At 44.8% G+C, this 19845-nt stretch carries 18 protein-coding genes; 11 read left to right on the top strand and 7 right to left on the bottom strand.

All coding sequences use genetic code 11. The features are described 5' to 3' along the window. Positions 1–19: 19 nt before the first annotated feature. On the top strand, positions 20–1270 hold the full coding sequence (locus tag FEM33_RS01140; protein WP_139010284.1) for a M16 family metallopeptidase: 1251 nt from the start codon (positions 20–22) through the stop codon (positions 1268–1270). A gap of 192 nt (positions 1271–1462) precedes the next feature. On the opposite strand, the gene FEM33_RS01135 is transcribed toward FEM33_RS01140, so the two are convergent. After that, a complete protein-coding gene (locus FEM33_RS01135; RefSeq protein ID WP_139010283.1) occupies positions 1463–2755 on the bottom strand; it encodes a M16 family metallopeptidase in 1293 nt (430 codons plus the stop codon). A gap of 91 nt (positions 2756–2846) precedes the next feature. Between FEM33_RS01135 and FEM33_RS01130 the strand changes: the two genes are divergently transcribed. Then, a complete protein-coding gene (locus tag FEM33_RS01130; protein ID WP_139010282.1) occupies positions 2847–3965 on the top strand; it encodes a glycosyltransferase family 4 protein in 1119 nt (372 codons plus the stop codon). A gap of 12 nt (positions 3966–3977) precedes the next feature. On the opposite strand, the gene FEM33_RS01125 is transcribed toward FEM33_RS01130, so the two are convergent. Both FEM33_RS01125 and FEM33_RS01120 read right to left on the bottom strand, forming a co-directional pair. Then, on the bottom strand, positions 3978–5384 hold the full coding sequence (locus FEM33_RS01125; RefSeq protein WP_139010281.1) for a tetratricopeptide repeat protein: 1407 nt from the start codon (positions 5382–5384) through the stop codon (positions 3978–3980). A gap of 78 nt (positions 5385–5462) precedes the next feature. Further along, entirely contained in the window at positions 5463–6461 is a 999-nt protein-coding gene (locus FEM33_RS01120) for an NAD-dependent epimerase/dehydratase family protein (RefSeq protein ID WP_139010280.1), read from the bottom strand. Positions 6462–6619: 158 nt separating this feature from the next. Here FEM33_RS01120 and metG point away from each other — a divergent pair, with 158 nt between their 5' ends. Next, positions 6620–8695, top strand: coding sequence for a methionine--tRNA ligase (gene metG, locus FEM33_RS01115; RefSeq protein ID WP_139010279.1), 2076 nt, complete (start codon positions 6620–6622; stop codon positions 8693–8695). A 61-nt stretch (positions 8696–8756) separates the two neighbouring features. Here the strand turns inward: metG and FEM33_RS01110 are convergent, their stop codons facing one another. The 3 genes from FEM33_RS01110 to FEM33_RS01100 all read right to left on the bottom strand — a co-directional run bounded on the left by FEM33_RS01110 (position 8757) and on the right by FEM33_RS01100 (position 10280). Next, positions 8757–9092 (bottom strand): hypothetical protein, encoded by a 336-nt coding sequence (locus FEM33_RS01110; RefSeq protein ID WP_229214019.1) that lies wholly within the window; start codon positions 9090–9092, stop codon positions 8757–8759. Between the two features lie 232 nt (positions 9093–9324). Next, a complete protein-coding gene (locus tag FEM33_RS01105) occupies positions 9325–9747 on the bottom strand; it encodes an Hsp20/alpha crystallin family protein (RefSeq protein WP_139010277.1) in 423 nt (140 codons plus the stop codon). Positions 9748–10004: 257 nt separating this feature from the next. Then, positions 10005–10280: an Rdx family protein gene (locus FEM33_RS01100; protein WP_139010276.1), complete on the bottom strand. Its 276-nt coding sequence runs from the start codon at positions 10278–10280 to the stop codon at positions 10005–10007. A gap of 403 nt (positions 10281–10683) precedes the next feature. Here FEM33_RS01100 and FEM33_RS01095 point away from each other — a divergent pair, with 403 nt between their 5' ends. The 5 genes from FEM33_RS01095 (at position 10684) to FEM33_RS01075 (ending at position 14111) form a co-directional block, all read left to right on the top strand. After that, on the top strand, positions 10684–11100 hold the full coding sequence (locus FEM33_RS01095; protein ID WP_139010275.1) for a hypothetical protein: 417 nt from the start codon (positions 10684–10686) through the stop codon (positions 11098–11100). A gap of 211 nt (positions 11101–11311) precedes the next feature. Continuing rightward, positions 11312–11824 (top strand): hypothetical protein, encoded by a 513-nt coding sequence (locus FEM33_RS01090; protein ID WP_229214018.1) that lies wholly within the window; start codon positions 11312–11314, stop codon positions 11822–11824. Beyond that, positions 11811–12674 carry a sensor histidine kinase gene (locus FEM33_RS01085; protein ID WP_139010273.1) on the top strand — a complete coding sequence of 288 codons (864 nt, stop codon included), beginning with the start codon at positions 11811–11813 and terminating at the stop codon, positions 12672–12674. Before FEM33_RS01090 ends, FEM33_RS01085 begins: the two co-directional genes overlap by 14 nt. Before the next feature lie 4 nt (positions 12675–12678). Then, positions 12679–13335: a response regulator transcription factor gene (locus FEM33_RS01080; RefSeq protein ID WP_139010272.1), complete on the top strand. Its 657-nt coding sequence runs from the start codon at positions 12679–12681 to the stop codon at positions 13333–13335. Between the two features lie 95 nt (positions 13336–13430). Continuing rightward, complete coding sequence (locus tag FEM33_RS01075; RefSeq protein WP_139010271.1) at positions 13431–14111, top strand: type 1 glutamine amidotransferase domain-containing protein; 681 nt, start codon at positions 13431–13433, stop codon at positions 14109–14111. A gap of 11 nt (positions 14112–14122) precedes the next feature. On the opposite strand, the gene rfbC is transcribed toward FEM33_RS01075, so the two are convergent. Beyond that, positions 14123–14674 (bottom strand): dTDP-4-dehydrorhamnose 3,5-epimerase, encoded by a 552-nt coding sequence (gene rfbC, locus FEM33_RS01070; protein ID WP_139010270.1) that lies wholly within the window; start codon positions 14672–14674, stop codon positions 14123–14125. 102 nt (positions 14675–14776) lie between these two features. On the opposite strand from rfbC, the gene pyrF reads away from it, so the two are divergent. From pyrF to clpB, 3 genes are all read left to right on the top strand, one after another. Continuing rightward, positions 14777–15604: an orotidine-5'-phosphate decarboxylase gene (gene pyrF, locus FEM33_RS01065; protein WP_139010269.1), complete on the top strand. Its 828-nt coding sequence runs from the start codon at positions 14777–14779 to the stop codon at positions 15602–15604. A 55-nt stretch (positions 15605–15659) separates the two neighbouring features. After that, positions 15660–16889, top strand: coding sequence for a diaminopimelate decarboxylase (gene lysA / locus FEM33_RS01060; RefSeq protein ID WP_139010268.1), 1230 nt, complete (start codon positions 15660–15662; stop codon positions 16887–16889). 271 nt (positions 16890–17160) lie between these two features. Then, positions 17161–19764 carry an ATP-dependent chaperone ClpB gene (gene clpB / locus FEM33_RS01055; RefSeq protein ID WP_139010267.1) on the top strand — a complete coding sequence of 868 codons (2604 nt, stop codon included), beginning with the start codon at positions 17161–17163 and terminating at the stop codon, positions 19762–19764. Positions 19765–19845 lie beyond the last annotated feature (81 nt).

The raw sequence follows: 19845 nt of genomic DNA, 5'->3' as shown, positions 1-19845 counted from the left end.
TTATTACAAATCTGAAATTATGATCCGTTACAAGCAGTTTACACTGGATAATGGCCTGAAAGTTTTTGTTCATGAAGATTTTTCAACGCCGATGGCTGCCGTTAATATACTGTATAACGTAGGTTCAAGGGATGAAGATCAGGAACGTACCGGATTTGCGCATCTTTTTGAGCATCTGATGTTCGGCGGCTCCAAGCATATTCCGAGCTATGACATTCCGGTTCAGAATGTCGGAGGCGAAAACAACGCATTTACTTCGCCGGATATTACCAATTATTACATTACGTTGCCCGCAGACAATGTAGAAACGGCATTCTGGCTGGAATCGGACAGAATGCTCAGTCTTTCCTTTGACCCGAATGTACTGGAAGTCCAGCGCAAAGTCGTCATTGAAGAGTTCAAGCAAAGGTATCTGAATCAGCCTTACGGCGACATGTGGCTCAAACTGAGGCCGCTTGCCTATAAAGAACATCCGTACCGCTGGGCAACGATCGGGAAAGACATCGAGCACATCGAACGTGCCACAATGAATGACGTGCAGGATTTTTTCTTTCGTTTTTACCGTCCGAACAATGCCATTATGGTCGTGGCCGGCGCTGTGACGTTTGAACAGATTGAGGAACTGGCACAAAAGTGGTTTGGCGATATTCCGGCCGGACCGGCGTATGTAAGAAATTTACCGAAAGAACCGAAACAAACCGAAGCAAGGCATCTGGAAACATCAGCCTCTGTTCCTTTGGATTCACTGATCAAGGTTTTTCACATGCCGGGCAGATATGAGGACGGATTTTATGCCGGCGATTTGCTCAGCGATATTCTCGGACGAGGCAAATCTTCGCGTTTGTATCAGCAGTTATTAAAGGAAAAAGCCATTTTCAACAGCATCAGCGCAAGTGTGACTTCTTCTTTGGATCCCGGTTTGCTGCTTATCAAAGGCAATCTTAACCCGGGTGTAAAGCTTGAAGATGCGGATGCTGCGGTGAAGGAAATTCTTCAGGAACTCGTTGAAAACGGAGCGACAGACGAAGAAGTTACAAAAGTTAAAAACCAGTCCGAAGCTTCCCTTGCTTTTTCCGAAGTGGAACTGCTGAACAGGGCTATGAACCTCGCTTTTGCAGCCAATGCCGGAAACGTGGAATGGGCCAATAATGATGCAGAAATCATCCGGAACCTGACTTCCGCCGACATTCACGAAGCTGCCAGAAATATCCTGAAACCGGAAAACGCCTCGACATTGTACTACCGCGCAGAACAGAAAGCATTGGCTTAACTTTTAGCTGTTGGCTTTTAGCTATTGGCTTTTAGCGCTTAGAACTGTTTTAATAGAAAGTTATTAAAGCGCTGAAAATAAAATCGAGCGAAGCAGCTGCTTCGCTCGATTTTATAAAAATTGCCAAACAATTCTTTGTTAATACAATTATCTCTAAAAGCTAATAGCTAGCCGCTAACAGCCAAAAGCCACTCAACTCTCAGGCAGAAACGTTAAATAACTGAAATTTTCTTCCTTAAACATTTCCTGCGCGATTTCCTGTAACTGCGTTGCGGTAATCTGTTCGATTTCGGCGAATATTTCCGGAAGCGAATCCACACGGCCAGTATCCAGCAAACTTTTTGCCATCATCAGCATAAAACTCATGTTGCTTTCTTCCGACATCGCAAGCTGGCCCATCAACTGAACTTTGGTCTGATGAAGCTGCAAAACAGACAAGGGAACTTCCCGGATGCGTTTCAGTTCTTTATGGATCAGTGAAATGCTTTTATTCAGCTGCTTCTGTTCGGTACCAAAGAAAATCCCCATAAATCCGGTATCCAGATACGGCGTGTAATTTCCTTCAATGGAATAAACCAGACCGTACTTTTCGCGCAAAGAAAGGTTAAACCTCGAATTCATGCCCGGGCCTCCGAGCAAATTCACAAGCATGAAAAACGGAAGCCTGCGGTCGTCGAGTAATGCAAAAGCCGGCTGGCCCATGGCGCATTGTGCCTGTGAAATGGAGCGTTCTTTCTGTTCCTGAACGGGCGTATACAAAACCGGCGGCTTGCGTTCGCGAGTTGTTCTGCGATGCGGAACTGCTCCGAGATACTTTTCCGCAACGCGCACTACTTTTGAAAAAGGCAGTCGGCTGACCGAAGAAACCACAATTTTTTCCGTATCAATATTGTCATTGATAAACTTGAAAAGCTGCTCTTTGCCAAAGGAATTGACCGTCTCAGCCGTTCCCAGAATATTGTAACCCAAAGCATGATCCGGAAAAACAAGCTGGTCAAAATCGTCCTGAATAGCATCTTCGGGCGAATCCACATACATGGACATTTCTTCCAGAATCACATTTCTTTCCCGCTCGATCTGTTTTTCAGGAAATACGGAATGGAATGTAATATCCGCCAGCAAATCCATGGCTTTTTCAAAATGATCGTCCAGAACGGAAGCGTGAAAGCAGATTTTTTCTTTTGTCGTATAAGCGTTCAGCTCACCTCCGACATTTTCCAGCCGGTTAATGATATGATAGGAACTGCGTTTTTCTGTTCCTTTAAAAGCCATATGTTCCCAGAAATGCGCAAGTCCCTGCTGATGAGGCAACTCGTCACGGCTTCCGATATCCAGCATGATGCCGCAATGCGCTATCTGCGTGTATGGAACCTGTTTATGTGCTATGCGGATCCCGTTCGACAGCGTATGTATCTGATATTCTTCTGTTGGTAAAATAGAGGATATTTTAGGGTCAGTCCGTTTTTGAACGTTATTTCTTTTCATTCCAGGTAAACACAAAATACGCTCCAATAATTTTCGGAGGTATCCACAAAATTACAGACTTTTGCTCTGAAACCCTTATCAAGTATCAGTTATGCGGATCGGATTTGACGCCAAAAGAGCTTTTGCAAATAAAACAGGCCTTGGAAATTACAGCCGATTTGTCCTCAACGCCCTTTCTGAATATGCTCCGGCCAACAAATATTTTGTTTATGCGCCAAAAAATAACCGGAACCTGTTTCCTGAATTTCCGGAAAGAGCCATTCATTACCCGGAAACTTTTCTGGACAAGAAATTATCTTCCTTATGGCGCTATGCAACGATAACCAGACAGCTTAAAAAAGATAACATCCATATTTTCCACGGCCTCAGCAACGAGTTGCCGCAAGGGCTGCATAACGCCGGGATAAAGTCGGTTGTAACGATTCATGATCTGATTTTTGAAAGACTGCCGCATGTTTTCAAACCGCTGGACCGTATGATTTACAGGCATAAATTCCGGTCTGCATGCGAGCGCGCGGATACTGTTATTGCCGTAAGCGAACAAACCAAGCGCGACCTCAACGAACTCTACAGGATTGATAACAGCAAAATCAAGATTGTGTATCAGGATTGTAATCCGTTATTCAAGAAGCTGGTTAATGAGCAGGAGAAAGACCGCATTACCGATTTGTACGGTATCAGATCACCTTACATTTTGAGCGTCGGCACGCTGGAAGAAAGGAAAAATCAGCACCGGCTTGTGGAAGCATTCGCCGCTATCGGCAAAAGGGATTTCAAGCTTGTTCTGATTGGAAAACCGACTGCATACATTAAAAAAATACAGCAGATTATTTCTGAAAACAAGCTGGAAAAAGAAGTTGTAATTTTACAAAACGTTCCGACGGCGCATTTGCCGGCATTGTATCAGAAAGCAGCCGTTTTTGCATATATATCTGTTTATGAAGGCTTCGGAATTCCTATTCTGGAAGCATTGCACAGCGGAACGCCCGTACTTTCCGCAAAAGGTTCCTGCCTGGAAGAAGCCGGCGGCCCCGGCGGTTTGTATGCCGATCCTTATCAAACAGAAGACATCAGCAAGCAGCTTGAAAAACTGATTACTGATGTCCAGTTAAGAAATTCCCTTACAGAAGCAGGGAAAACACATATTACTCAATTCTCCGGTGAAAAAATCGCAGCCCGGCTGATTGATATTTACAGTAAGCTGAGCTGATCCGGCAAACTTTTATTTTTCACGGTACTGTTCAATAATCCTGAACAAAGCTTTCTGTTTTTCCAGATCGGGAAAGAAATCAAACAGCTGCACGTGTGCATCGTAATTCAGTGTCAGTGCGATTTCAAGATTCAGCAATGCCTCGCGGTACTCGCCGCCGTGGATCTGATAAACCGTCATGCGGTAATACAAATCGGCTTCTTCGGGCATTTCGTCAATGGCAGCCTGCAGAAGATCACAAGCCCTTGCATAATTTCCCTGTTCAAAAAGCACATGCGACCATTTCAGCCAGATATCCGGATTGGAAGGTTCAATTTCAGCCGCTTTTTCAAAAGCTTCAAAAGCCGAAACCACATTTCCGACCTTGAACTCGGTTTCAGCAAGTGCCAGCCAGTAATCAGGGTTCAGTTCGGTGATTTGTATCGCCTTGCGCAGAAAACCGACGGCTTCATACCAGCGGCCCAGCTCACTGAAACAGATTCCCAGTCCATACCAGCCATCATCCCACTGACTGTCCAGTTTTACGGTCTGACGATAATATTTGATCGCCGTTTCAAACTCGCCCAGTTTTTCATAGCATGTTCCCAGGCAGCAGCAGGTTTCCGGCTGTTCGCCTTCCAGTTCAATGGCTCTTAAATACTGATCTTTGGCATCTTCATACTTTTCAAGGTTCATGTATGAATTCCCGAGCTGAAAGAATGCCGACGCAAAATCGTCTTTGATCAGCGTGGCATATTCATAGGCATTTACCGCGTCTTCATATCTTTCGAGCTTGCTGAATGCAATTCCGAGATTGTACCATGCATGCTGTGAAAAAGGGTTCCGGTCTACAAGTTCATTATAGTAATCCAGATGACTTTCCAGCTGCCCGATCAGATCAAGGCAATGCGCCAGTTCGTACAATGCACTTTCATTGTTCAGGTTGTTGCGAAGCGACTTTTTATAATATTTGATCGCATCCTCGTATTTTCCCCAGTTCTGGTAAGTCTGACCAATCTGAAAATAAATTTCGTCCTGATCTTCCACGCGCTGAAGCAGATTTTCCAGTACTTCAATGGCTTCTTCGTATTCGCCCATCATATTGGAAATAGCCACCTGCATAAACGATATTTCAATGTCTCCGGGATGAAAAAGGGAAGCCCTTTCCAGAATTTCCTGCGCAAGGTCAAATTCACCCCTGTTTGCATGAAGCTGAACCATGCTTAGCAGCAGGTCAAGCGAATACGGATAATCCGTAAGCCCGAGTTCACATGCTTTATAGGCTTTGTCCCACTCTCCTTTTTCTATATAATGAACCGTAACCTTTTCGTACGTATCCAAATCAAAAAATACCGGCTCACTGGTTTTCAGCATTTTTTCAAACCTGAGCAATGTTTCTTTCAAATAATCCTTTCTTTCCCCGAAATTTTTCTCCATCATACGAACCGCTAGATTAGATTTGAGGGGCTTACGCACCACTAAATAATAAAAGAAAGTTATAAAATAATTCCCCGTAATTCAAATCCTGCCCAGCAAACTTTCGCTGACACGGGCAACCGTTTGTTCAATCGGCTGAAACTTAAAATCTAACGCCTTTCTGATCTTTTCATTGTTGTACCGGATCCTGCGGGCTGCCGATTGTGCAGTTTCTTTGGTTATCAGCGGTTTTGTACCCAGCAGCCAGGTCCTTACAGCTTCCACCCGCCAGATGATTCCGGCAAGCCCGGCTCCTACCCGGAATGAAGGCCGCTTTTTGCCCATGGCATCGGCTATATGGTTAAACAAATTCTGATAAGAAATACTTCCCGCATTGAGCAGAAATCTTTCTCCTGAAATATCGGACAAAACGAGCCGGAAAACGATTTCCGCAACATCCAGAACATCCACGTAATTGGCGATTCCTTCTGTATAAAACGGTTTTTCCCGGAATACGTAACGGAAAATCTGCGTACTGCTTTTTGTCCAGTCGCCTTCGCCCAGGATCAAAGTCGGATTCACAATAACGGCATTCAGCCCTTCGGCAATGCCGCGCCATACTTCCAGTTCGGCAAGATGTTTGGTTTTTGCATATTCGGAGTTCTCGGGCGATTCTTCCCAGCGCTGGCTTTCATCCAGCACCGTATCCTGTCCCGGAATTATTTTTCTGGAATCGGGCCGGCCCAGCGCAGCAATGCTGCTTACATGACACAATTTCCTGATTCCCGATTTCAGGCATACATTGACAACATTGGCGGTTCCTTCCACATTTACCTTGTACATATTCTTTTTGTCCTTTGGAACAAAAGAAACGACAGCTGCCGTATGCACCACAAAATCAATGTCCTGCATGGCTGTCTGAAGTGAAGGAATATCCAGAATGTCGCCTTCGGTCCACTCGATCCGGGATTCAATGTCTGCCAAAAGGCTTCGGTCAGAATCTTTTCTGTAAAGGCCCAAGACGGTATGACCTTCGGCAAGAAACCTTTTTGCAACAGCACTACCGACCAGTCCCGTTACGCCGGTGATTAGAACTTTCATAAACAGCAAACAAATTGTAGGTTCCAAAGTTCGTAGTTTAAAACCGGTTTTGTTATAAAAACTACATACTGCAAGCCTTTTTGCTAATTTTACGTTTCAGAAACCAGCGGGATGCGATTTTCATCCGCAACATACATTTTATAAACATTAGCTAAAAAATGCCCATTTCCAATCCAAAAAGATACACAGTTACGGCAGCCCTCATTTACGCCAACGGCCCGATCCATATCGGACATCTGGCCGGCTGTTACATTCCCGCAGACATCTATGTGCGATACCTGCGCTCCAACGGAAAAGAAGTAGCATTTATAAGCGGAACGGATGAACACGGCGTTCCGATCACGATACGCGCGAAAAAGGAAGGACTTACGCCGCAGCAGGTTGTAGACAAGTATTACACGCAGATTGATGCCGCATTCAAGGAACTCGGCATTTCCTTTGATATTTATTCACGCACGAGCAAGCCTGTGCATCATGAAACTTCCCGGGAGATTTTCAGGGATCTTTACGATAAAAAGGTTTTTGCAGAAGAAACGACGGAGCAGTATTTTGACGAAACCGCGCAGCAGTTCCTGGCCGACAGATACATTGTGGGAACCTGTCCCGTTTGCGCCAATCCCAATGCATACGGCGATCAGTGCGAACGCTGCGGCTCCACATTAAGCCCGCTGGAACTGAAAGATCCGCGTTCCATGCTTTCGGGTGCGAAACCCGTTCTGAAAGCAACCAAAAACTGGTACCTTCCGCTGGACGCCATGCAGCCGCAAATTGAGGAATACATCAACGGCCATACGGAATGGAAAACGAATGTTTTCGGCCAGTGCCAGTCGTGGCTGAAAGACGGCCTGAAACCGCGTGCCATGACGCGCGACCTGGACTGGGGAATCAGCGTACCGCTTCCGGATACCGAAGGAAAAGTTTTGTATGTATGGTTTGAAGCGCCGATCGGCTACATTTCGGCAACGAAAGACTGGCTTATCCAGAAAAACGGTTCGGACGAAGGCTGGAAAAAATGGTGGCAGCATTCCGGAGACAATCCGGAAGAAGAAACCAAACTTGTGCATTTTATAGGAAAAGACAACATCGTTTTCCATTGCATTATTTTCCCTGCGATGCTGATGGCCGAAGGCCATTATATCCTGGCCGACAATGTTCCTGCCAATGAATTCATGAACTTGGAAGGTGATAAAATTTCTACTTCCCGGAACTGGGCGGTATGGCTGCACGAATATCTTCAGGAACTTCCCGACAAGCAGGATGTACTGCGCTATGTACTGACAGCCAATGCGCCCGAAACCAAAGACAGTGAATTTACATGGAAAGATTTCCAGACACGCAACAACAGTGAACTCGTAGGTATTTACGGCAACTTCATCAACCGTGCCATTGTTCTTACACAGAAATTCTGCGACAGTAAAGTGCCGGCAGCCGGCGAACTGCAGGAAATTGACCTGAACGTACTGAAAGAACTTGCGGCTTTTCCGGCCCGCATTGCTGAGTCCATGGAAAATTTCCGTTTCCGCGAAGCGCTGACGCTCATTATGGATCTGGCCAGAACGGGCAACAAATACCTTGCGGATACGCAACCCTGGCATGCCATTAAAACCGATCCTGAAAGAGTAAATACCATCCTGAACATTGCACTGCAGATTTCAGCCACTTTATCCATCGTTTCGGAACCGGTTCTTCCGTTTACGGCCGGAAAAATCAGTGAGCAGCTCGGACTGACCGGGAAAACATGGCAGGATGCCGGAAAAGCAGATTTGCTGCAGGCCGGACAGCCAGTTTCCGAAGCAAAACTGTTGTTTGAAAAAATTGAAGATCACGTAATCGAGAAGCAAATCCAGAAACTGCATGAAGCCAAACGCCTGAACGAACTGGAAGGCAAAACGGTTGCGGCGGTCAAGCCTGAAATACAGTATGATGATTTTGCAAAAATGGATATTCGCGTCGCGACTATCATCGAAGCCGAAAATGTCCCGAAAAGCAAAAAACTGCTGAAATTGTTAGTGGATATCGGTACGGAAAAAAGAACGGTGCTGAGCGGGATTTCGGAACATTTCAAAGCAGAGGAAATTATCGGGAAGAAAGTTTTATACCTCGCCAATCTTGCCCCGCGTAAAATGATGGGAATGGAAAGTCACGGCATGATCCTGATGGCCGAGGACCGCGACGGCAGCCTGGCGTTTGTACAGCCGGGCAAAGAAGTATGGAACGGCGGAACCGTCAACTAAGTTTCACGACCAGCCGATCAGAACTGCAAAACCGGTTCTGATCGGCTGATTGAATTTTTATTTATACGTATTCTGCTTTCACCTTATCGTAAATAGCGTAGACTTTATCCACCAGAACCTGACATTCCCTGTCTGTCAGGTGGTCAATCGTATTGCGTACTTCATTAGCCACCACTTTACCTTCTTCATCCAGCTTGGCTCCTTTGTGTTTGATAAGGCCAAGAATACTTTCCCATTCACCCAGCAGGGTTTCCGAGAAGTAACGCGGCTCGATAATATTGAAGTAAGCATATTGTGACATCAGTTTTTCTTTCAGCTTTCCTTTGGCGCTTGAAGCCTTCAGTTCATTGACAAGTTTTGTCAGTTCGGTGTAAGCATAAATATTTGATTTTTGCATAACGTTGGGCATGAAGAGTTAACTGAATATGCTTTTAGAGTACATATTTAGCAACTTTTTCAACAACATCGCAACGGCGTAACGCATCTGTACACAATCCATTGGCAACGTTCAATTTATCCATTTAATACTACAATAATTAATTAAAACATCGAATAAATTTAATATTGAATTTAAATAAAAAAGCTCCGGACACCTGTGCATCCGGAGCTTTCAAAATCATTATTTATAATTAATAACGTTCAATGTCCACTTTTCTGTGATAATCACCCTGTTCGTTTCCGTAAGGAAGGAAAAGGACAAGTTGGCGTGAAATATCGTTATATTTAGCTGAAATATTTTCTACATCCACTCCTTCCGGAATTACAAATGTATTGATGAAACGGACTGTTTTCCATTGCTCTTCGTCGGAAATATTCTCCTGCGAGAAGATTGGCAACAAATGAAAAAGCTTAAGGTTATTCGTATTCTTTTTTCCTTTTACAACTTCCAATTGAAGATCCTCAACCTCGATGCCTGGAATTTTTACAACTACCTCAAAACCGTCCGATCCTTTTTCAAGCTTTATAGCGGGCTCACTCATTCCACCATTTATTGTGTTAATAAAATCGATATTCATCAACATTTCCTGGGGTATTTTCAGTTTGCTTTCCATAGCTATCGCGTTTAAGGTTCACAAGTTTTACTTAGTAAATAGAAAACTGCGTGCCAGACTTCATTACTTTCAGAAAAAACAGAAATTTAATCATAATAATGAAAGTATTAAGTATCCGGCAAGCACTTTCTGAGCCTTATAACTCCATATTCGGCATAATTGGTATTTAATCCTAGCAAAATTTACGACCTGCCAAACTTGCAGGACAAAATCCACAGCAGCGCCATTTTGTCCTGTTTGCCCCTTTTCTCCCGTTTTTACCTGTCGCTGTGTCCGAGGCTGCGTTCCGGATCTATCACGTCTCTTACCCTTTGTTTCAGTTCTTTCGGCTCGGGAAAACGGCCTTCCCGCTTTCTGTCCCACAGCAGGGTTTCGTTCAGGTGCACCGTATATCTGCCGGCTACTTCCGAAGGCACCAGCTGAACGGCATGCAAGTCATCCGTAAAAGTAGTAAGCAGTTCCTGTGCGATCCATGCAGCACGCAGGAGCCAGCCGCATTTGGGGCAGTATTCTATGGTTATGGTCGATTTCATAGCAAGTCACGATCAAGGCTGTTGTCAAAATAAGTTCGTTTTATTTTAAACTTAAAAAAGTCGCAAAAGATCTCTCTCACGACTTTATAATATAACCTAACCCTGTATTTACAATCATTTTCCTGCTTGCGGATTTCTAAATTTACTATAATTTCCTATCGAGTTCTAGCGTGAATTTCCCCGGTCTGACGATCACGTAACATCACTTCCGCAATTGGTAATAACCCTTAAAGTGCCAGGTAAAATTACGTGATTTACGAACCCTTATTCCATAACATGTACTGTAAATCAATATATTATAAAAATACCGATTAATCAATAGCCCGATTCTTGCTTGGTGTTGAGAATCCCGCTGGTTACATTTACATATATTGTTCTACTTAATCTTTTTATTAATAAATCCATGGATACTAAAAGATTTACGGGTAAAGAAGGTGAACTGGTATCGGCCGAAGCAGCATTGAGATTAACTAGTCTGTATCAGGCCAGACAGAATAAAATTCTGGAACGCGGCGATAAGTATGTCAAGGCAGAATTTTTCGGGATTCACACTTTCAATGAGTTGATCAGCATGCATGGAGATAAATGTGCCGGTTTCAGAATTTATTACGGAATCCGGGAAGAAGAGGAAGATGCTTCTGAAAACAAACGCTTGATAGGCAGAGAGATAATGAAAAAACCTACATCAAGGTTAATTCTTGTTCCTGTGGACGAAGACGGAAATGATCTGACAGCCAGCGCACAACTGGGCGGACTGAAAGATATGCCTGCTATGAAAGAGGTGATGCTTGGCGGGCCTCTCTGCCCGAGCCAATGCTAGGGCAGGCTATTAAATATATACATGTATGTTTCCCGTATATCTGACATATTGTACCAAAAACCCTGTTGGATGTATAGCTGTATTTATCACACTATTGCCCTTGATATTAATAATTTACAGAAAGGCATACATTGATCCTTCCTTTAAGTTACTTTTACTATATCTGATTTTCAAGCTGATTATTGATGTAATTATGTTTCACACAGCAGCAATGCATCAGAATAACTTATTGTATTTTAACATTGCCATTCCTTTTTACTATTCTTTTCTAAGCGGAATGTTTTATTTCAAATTCAGTTCCATAACTTTCAAAAGGTTTCTGATTGCATCCATGATCGGGTTTTTGATCTTTACAGTCTGGGACATACTGAAATCGAATTCACAGCTGCACGACCTCCATAATCACAGAGCTGTACTGTTTGCAAAGACCGTAGAAGGAGTTTTAATCATTGCGCTCGTTCTGTTGTTCTTTTACGATATTATAAAATCCCTGCAGATTCCGAACCTGCTTACTTTTCCGTTTTTCTGGGTTTGCTCGGGATTGCTGCTTTATTATTCCAGCTTTATATTTATTGCACCTGTTTTCCATTACACGGCCACCTGGAAAAACTCATTTGACCTGGGAATTGCCAATACGATTCCTACCCTGTTTGAAATCTTGTGCGCCTTGTTTTTTAGTATTGGTATTTATCACTTTTCCACAGCTGATTATGCAAAACAGTGAAGAATTGAAATGGGCATTACTTGTTGCTTCACTGGCAATGCTGACAATGGCATTCTGCATGATCTCCTTTGTGATGTACTATCAGAAAAGAAGGTTTGAAGAAGAGAAAAAAATAAACGATATTGAAAAGAATTACAACCGTTTACTGCTCGACACGGCACTGAATTCAGAAGAGACGGAAAGGCGCCGCATTGCACAGGATTTACACGATGACATTGGCACGATGCTCTCGCTGACCAAGTTAAGCCTGAACCAACTGATTAAAATGGCTGGAAATTCCCGGAATGAAAAAGAAGATCAGATCATGCGAAAATCCCAGTCCCTGGTTGAAGAAACCATCCTGCACGTAAGACGCATCACGCGCGACCTGGTTCCTACTACGCTGGAACGTTTCGGGTTACTGGAAGCCATTGAAGAGTTTATTCATAAACTGGCAGAGGATAAGAACCTGACCATTTCCTTTCATGCCGGCATGGAGGAATTTCCCAGACAGGCACAAAAACTGGAACTGACACTTTACAGGATCATGCAGGAACTGGTGAACAATGCTATCAAACATGCAAATTGCACCCGCATTGAAATTACACTGGAAATCAGGGAAGAACTGATTGGACTAAGGGTTACTGACAACGGAATCGGGTTTGATCCCGAGAAAATGAAAGAAAGCAGCATGGCAGGACTCGGGCTGCTTGGCATAGAAAGCCGTCTTGCTATTTTAAACGGTACGGTGCTGTACGAAAAGCCGGAAAAAGGCGGAGCAAGCGCTTTTGCGCAGATTCCCGTCATGCCGGTTGCAGATGTCAAGCTGGAACCCCTACACCCTTTCCGCAGAGAACGTGTGAATGTATAAAGTTATGAAAACGCTTAAACTTGGAATTGCAGACGATCACGAACTGTTCAGAAAAGGATTCATTTCCATGCTGAGCAGCGTTCCTGATTTTGAATTTATCCTGGAAGCTGCAAACGGGCAGGAACTTCTGGACAGGCTGCCGGGACATACGCCGGATATTGTGTTTATGGATCTGCAGATGCCCGTAATGGACGGCATTCAGGCGACCGAAGCGGCATTTGAACGTTTTCCGAATATCAAGGTTATCGTCGTTTCCATGTATAACGAAGACCGGTTTGTCATTCACATGCTGGAAAAAGGAGTGCAGGGTTATCTTCTGAAAGATACGAGTCCGGATGAGGTAGAAAAAGCAATCCGCCGGGTTGATGAAGAAGGATTTTATTATAATGATTTTGTTTCCAAGGCTATGCACCGGAAAATGGTTACCCGCCAGATCAACAAGCATCCTTTTTTCCCGAATGCCTGCAACGTAGCTTTGTCATCAAGAGAAAAAGAAGTGCTGCAGCTGATCTGTGACGGACTTTCCACAACCGAAATCAGCGACAAGCTTTTCATCAGCGTGCGTACCGTAGAAGGTCACCGGCTGAGAGTTCTTGAAAAAACAGGCACCAAAAGCACAGCCGCCGCCGTTGCTTTCGCTTATAAAAACCAGCTTCTGTAATTATCCCGCAGCCCTCTTCATCATTGCCCTGTATTACGACTGGAAACTACTGTAAAATTATGGTATCTTTCCAGAAGTAATATCCGGCATTTAATATGAAAGTCCTTATCGCCTGCACCAATCACCAGACATATCCTACCAAAACGGGCAAGACAGGATTGTGGCTGAGTGAGCTTACTCACTTCTATGAAAAAATGGCCGGCAGGCGGGTTCTGATGGATTTCGTAAGCCCGCTCGGCGGAGAAATCCCGATTGATGAAAGAAGCCTCGATTTCAAAGACGAATGCAATGCAAAATACTGGGAAGATGCTGTTTTCAGGAACAAGCTTTCCAATTCGCTTACTCCTTCGCAGGTACAGTCGGAAGATTACCGCCTTATTTATTTCACCGGAGGCCACGGCGCACTCTGGGACCTGACCGAAAACAGCGAACTGCAGGAAATTACGGCAAAAATATACGAGCGTAACGGAATGGTTTCTGCCGTTTGCCACGGCGTATGCGGATTGCTGAATGTCAGATTGTCCGACGGCTCATGGCTGATCAGTGACAAATACCTGACCGGCTTCTCCAATATTGAAGAAACATTGATGCGTTTTGTCAGTGAAGTGCCTTTTTACCTGGAAGACAAACTGAAAGAACGCGGCGCACATTATACCAAAGCCATGATCCCGTTTGTGGAATACATTGAAATGGACGAAAGGCTTATTACAGGCCAGAATCCGAATTCGGCCCGTAAGGTTGCCTCGAAAGCGCTTGAAGAACTCTTCGAAAAGTAAAACTGTATTTATTAGTAGCTTGCTTTTATTTCAGCAATAATCGTTTTGAAATCCGGTAGGATCACGTCTTTTTCAGAAACAATCGGATTTTCAACGCCCCAGTTTATTCCCAGATCAGGATCGTTCCACAGGATTCCGGACTCGGATTCCTTGTTGTAAACATTCGTGCATTTATAACTGAAAATAGTATCTTCCAGCGCAGCGAACCCGTGTGCAAATCCTTCCGGAATATAGGCAATGTTGTGCGTATCGCTTCTGAGTTCAAATATTTCGTGCTGGCCGAATGTCGGTGAATCCGGGCGGATGTCGACGGCAACATCAAGAACCCTGCCGGAAATAACCCTTACAAGCTTGCCCTGCGAAAAAGGCGCCTTCTGAAAATGAAGCCCTCTTACTACGCCTTTTTTAGAAAATGACTGATTGTCCTGGACGAAATTCGTGGGTAAATTCAGTTTCTTAAACAACTGCTCATTATAAGATTCAAAGAAAAATCCGCGTTCATCTTCGAAAACGCGCGGGAAAATTTCTACTAAACCGGATATGGAAGTTTCTCGAATCTGCATAGGTGTAATTTTCTCCTGTTTGGTTATGGCTATCTTTATCTTGCGACAAATTTATGAATCTATTGATAGAGGTTGTAATTTCGGCGCAATATTTCCAAAAACATGACTTACGAAGCGCTTTTTGAATCCATTTCCACAAAAAAATCTTACTTGTGTGTCGGGCTGGATACCGATATCCGGAAAATACCCGCTCATCTTCTAAAGGAAAAGGACCCGGTTTTTGAATTCAACAGACGGATTATTGACGCCACGGCCGATTTCTGTGTTTCCTACAAACCCAATACGGCCTTTTACGAAGCCCTCGGCCCGAAAGGCTGGGAAAGTCTTCAGAAAACCGTTGAGTATATCCCGAAAACGCATTTTACCATTGCCGATGCCAAGCGCGGCGATATCGGCAATACGTCCGGACTTTACGCCAGAACCTTTTTTGATCCTGCTTCTTCCGGAATGGAGTTCGACGCTGTAACGGTGGCTCCTTACATGGGAAGTGACTCTGTAAAGCCGTTTCTGGAATTTGAAAACAAATGGGTTATTCTGCTTGCATTAACGTCCAATCCCGGCAGTAACGATTTCCAAAGGCTTGATTCCGAAGGTGCTGCATTTTACGAACATGTTCTGCGCACTTCGCAGACATGGGCCGGGCCGGACCGCATGATGTATGTGCTGGGTGCAACGCAGGCTGCGGAATTCCAAAAAATAAGAACCATTATCCCGGAACATTTCATGCTTGTGCCGGGCGTAGGCGCGCAGGGCGGAAGTCTGGAAGAAGTTTCGAAATACGGCATGAATGCACATTGCGGACTGCTCGTCAATGCTTCCAGAAGTATTATTTATGCGGGAAACGACAAAGATTTTGCATTGAAAGCCAAAGAAGAAGCGTCCGGAATGCAGCAGGAAATGGAAATTTATCTGGATCGTTACTGCAAATAGCTTTTTCCGGAATCATTTACCCGCATCCTGACTTTTACAAATACATTTTTTCCAAATGCAACTCACCGACCAAAATACATTTACACTGCAAGGCATTGACCCGATCCAGCTTCTGGAACAATATGGAAGTCCGCTTTATGTTTACGACGGAGCCACGATCCGCCGGAAAGTGAATGAACTTCAGCAGGCTTTTTCCGGCATTAACATGAAGATCAAGTATGCGTGCAAGGCCAATACGAACTTGTCCGTCTTGAAACTGATGCGGAGCATCGGGGTGGAACTGGATGCAGTTTCTCCCGGCGAACTGGAAATGGGAAAAATGGCAGGTTACAGCGGCGATCAGATTACTTTCACGCCAAGCGGCGTTCCTTTTGAGGAAGTAAAAGCTGCCGTTGAAGCAGGCTCCATCGTGAATATCGACAGCATTCCGCTGCTGGAATGGTTTGGAAAAACATACGGAAACACAAAGCCGTGCATGATCCGAATCAAACCGAATGTGGCAGCCGGCGGAAATATAAAAATCATGACGGCACATGCAGATTCCAAATTCGGGATTTCGGTTCTGCTGCTGGACAGGATCAAGGAAGTAGTTGCAAAATATGATATAAAAATCATTGGTTTGCACCAGCATACCGGTTCTGATATCAAAGATGCGGAGCCGTTTCTGCAGGTGGCCGACATTCTTTTTGAGGCCGCAAAGCAGTTTCCGGATCTGCAAATCCTTGATCTGGGCGGCGGGTTCAAAGTTTCGTACCTGCCCGGAGACGCGGTGACGGATATGGAGCTGCTGGGAAACAAGATTTCGGAGCGATTTAAAACGTTCTGCAGCGAATACGGAAGGGAACTGCAGCTCTGGTTTGAGCCGGGCAAATTTCTGGTCAGTGAAGCCGGTTATCTGCTTGTGAAAACGACGGTTGTAAAAGAAGACCCGGCGCGCAATTTCGTGCATGTGGATTCAGGTCTGAATCATTTGATACGTCCGATGATGTACGGCTCCTATCATCACATTCTGAATCTTTCTAATCCGGGCGGCGAACAGAAACTGTATAATGTTGTGGGCTACATATGCGAAACGGACACGTTTGCTGCCGACCGCAACCTGCCGGAAGTTCGTCCGGGCGATGTGCTGGCGTTCCTGAATGCGGGCGCATACGGACTTACCATGAGTTCCAATTACAACACCCGCCTCCGCCCTGCTGAAATCCTGATTGACAATGGCGCAGCCAAGCTTGTGAGAAGACGTGAAACTTTGGAAGATTTGCTGAGAACCCAGATTGAAATATAGATCATTGCTAAAAACATAGATTGCCGTCAGTAACTTACACCGCCGGCTCAAATTTTTTAATAAACGGAAACTTCCATTGCTGATTTCTATTCAGTGATGGAAGTTTTGTTTTATGGCAAGCCTGACTTCAATAAATAAAAACAGCCCCTGAAAGCAGCCATTTTGTCCTGTAATTCCAGAAAAAGCCTAAAATAATGTCAAAATTTCCGGTTCTAAGCTGCGGCATACCATTTTTTATAAACCGTATAGAATCAAAAATGAAATGAACGCCATGAATTTTAACCAATATACAATCAAGGCGCAGGAAATTATACAGCATGCTGCGCAGATGGCCCAGGGAAATCAGCAGCAAGCTATTGAAACCGGCCATGTACTGAAAGCTATTCTGGAAGAAGACCCGAATACATCGCTTTTTCTTCTTAACAAATTAAATATCAGCCCCGAAATATTAAACAGCAGACTTCAGAAAATTCTGGACGGTTATCCGCGTGTAAGCGGCGGACAGCCTTATCTTGGCAATGACATGGCTGCTGCAAGCGGGAAAGCACAGAATTATCTGAAAGGATTCGGAGATGAATTCATAAGCATTGAACTTCTTTTACTGGGCATTCTAAGCGGAAAAGATTCCACAGCCAGCCTGATGAAAGAAGTTGGCTTTAAAGAAAAAGAACTGATTAACGCAATCAAGGAACTTAGAGGAAAAAATAACCCCGTGAAAGATCAAAACGCAGAAGCTAAATACCGCTCTCTGGAGCGTTACAGCAAAAACTTAAACGAACTGGCAAAAGCCGGCAAAATTGATCCGGTAATTGGCAGGGACGAAGAAATCCGGCGTGTGCTCCAGATACTGAGCCGCCGTACAAAAAACAACCCTATTTTGCTGGGTGAACCCGGCGTAGGTAAAACAGCGATCGTGGAAGGACTTGCCCAGCGCATCGTGCAGGGCGACGTTCCTGAAAACCTGAAATCCAAGATTATTGTATCCTTGGATATGGGTCTGCTTATCGCAGGTGCCAAGTACAAAGGTGAATTTGAAGAACGTCTGAAAGCAGTTATCAAGGAAGTGACGGATTCCGAAGGCGAAATCGTCCTTTTCATTGACGAAATACACACATTGATTGGTGCCGGCGGAGGCGGAGAAAGCGCAATGGACGCTGCCAACCTGCTTAAACCTGCACTTGCACGCGGTGAACTGCATGCAATTGGTGCCACTACGCTGAAAGAATATCAGAAATACATGGAAAAAGACAAAGCGCTTGAACGTCGTTTTCAGGCGGTTATGGTCGATGAACCGAGTATTCCTGACGCGATCAGCATTTTGCGCGGTATTAAGGAAAAATATGAACTCCATCATGGCGTAAGGATTCAGGATGACGCGGTCATTGCAGCCGTTGAACTTTCCAACCGCTACATCAGCGACCGCTTTTTGCCAGACAAAGCCATTGATTTGATGGATGAAGCTGCTTCCAAGCTCCGTCTTGAAATGGACAGCGTCCCCGAAGAACTGGACGAACTGAACCGCCGGATCATGCAGCTGGAAATCGAAAGAGAAGCCATCCGTCGTGAGCATAACAAGGACAAGGAAACAGTCCTGAACAAGGAAATCGCAGACCTGAGCGAAGAACGCAATACGTTGAAAGCACAGTGGGAAAATGAAAAAGGAAAAGTTAATGAAGTACGCACACTGAAAGAACAAAGCGAGCAGCTGCGTCTGGAAGCGGAACAGGCAGAGCGTGCCGGAGATTTTGGAAAAGTAGCCGAAATCAGATACGGCCGGATTCCAGAGGTACAAAGCAAACTGGCTGAACTTCAGAAATCGGACAATGCGGAAAGTCTGATGCAGGAAGAAATTACGCCCGAAGACATTGCCGAAGTGGTTGCAAAATGGACCGGAATTCCGGTAAGCAAAATGCTTCAGAGCGACAGGGAAAAATTACTGCAGCTGGAAAGTCACTTGCACCAGCGCGTTGCCGGACAGGATGAAGCCATTGAAGTAGTATCCGACGCTGTACGCAGAAGCCGGGCCGGACTGCAGGATGCTAAGCGTCCGATCGGAAGTTTCCTTTTCCTTGGTCCGACCGGTGTCGGCAAAACCGAACTTGCCAAAACGCTTGCGGAATACCTCTTTAATGACGAAAATGCAATGGTCCGCATTGATATGAGCGAATATCAGGAACGCCATGCAGTAAGCCGTCTGGTGGGAGCGCCTCCGGGATATGTTGGTTACGATGAAGGCGGCCAGCTTACCGAAGCAGTCAGAAGAAAACCTTACAGCGTGATTTTGCTGGATGAAATTGAAAAAGCGCATCCGGACGTTTGGAATATTCTTCTGCAGGTGCTGGACGAAGGCCGTCTGACGGATAATAAAGGTCGTGTTGCCAATTTCAAAAACACGATCATTATCATGACGTCCAACATCGGCAGCCATATCATTCAGGAAAAATTTGCAGAAGACGAAGGCTGGAACCGTACGCTGATTATCGAAGAAGCCAAACAGGCCGTTCTCGATTTGCTGAAAGCGTCGGTAAGACCGGAATTCCTGAACCGTATTGACGAGATCGTATTGTTCGAACCGCTGACCATCAAAAACATCCGCAAGATTGTGGATATCCAGTTTAAGGCCATTCAGAAAGTACTGCAGGAACAGGGAATTACTTTGGATGCTACGGACGAAGCCCTTACGAAGCTGGGTGAAGACGGTTTTGATCCGGCATTCGGCGCACGTCCGCTGAAACGCGTTCTGCAGAGAAGAATCCTGAACGAGTTATCAAAAGGCATTCTGAGCGGTCAGGTTGCCAAAGATGCAGTGATTATGATGGAACTGAATGCTGCCGGCGATCTGGTATTTGACAATGTCGGCAATGTAGAAATCTGATTCGCGGAATAATTATAAACAAAAAGAGCGGCCATACGGCCGCTCTTTTTGTTTATGGGAAAATAAATCAATTCTACACGT

Origin of the sequence: Dyadobacter flavalbus, assembly GCF_006149045.1 — a bacterium.
Lineage (GTDB): Bacteria > Bacteroidota > Bacteroidia > Cytophagales > Spirosomataceae > Dyadobacter > Dyadobacter flavalbus.
Note: the sequence above shows the minus strand (reverse complement) of the source record. Positions and strands in the feature narration are given on the sequence as shown.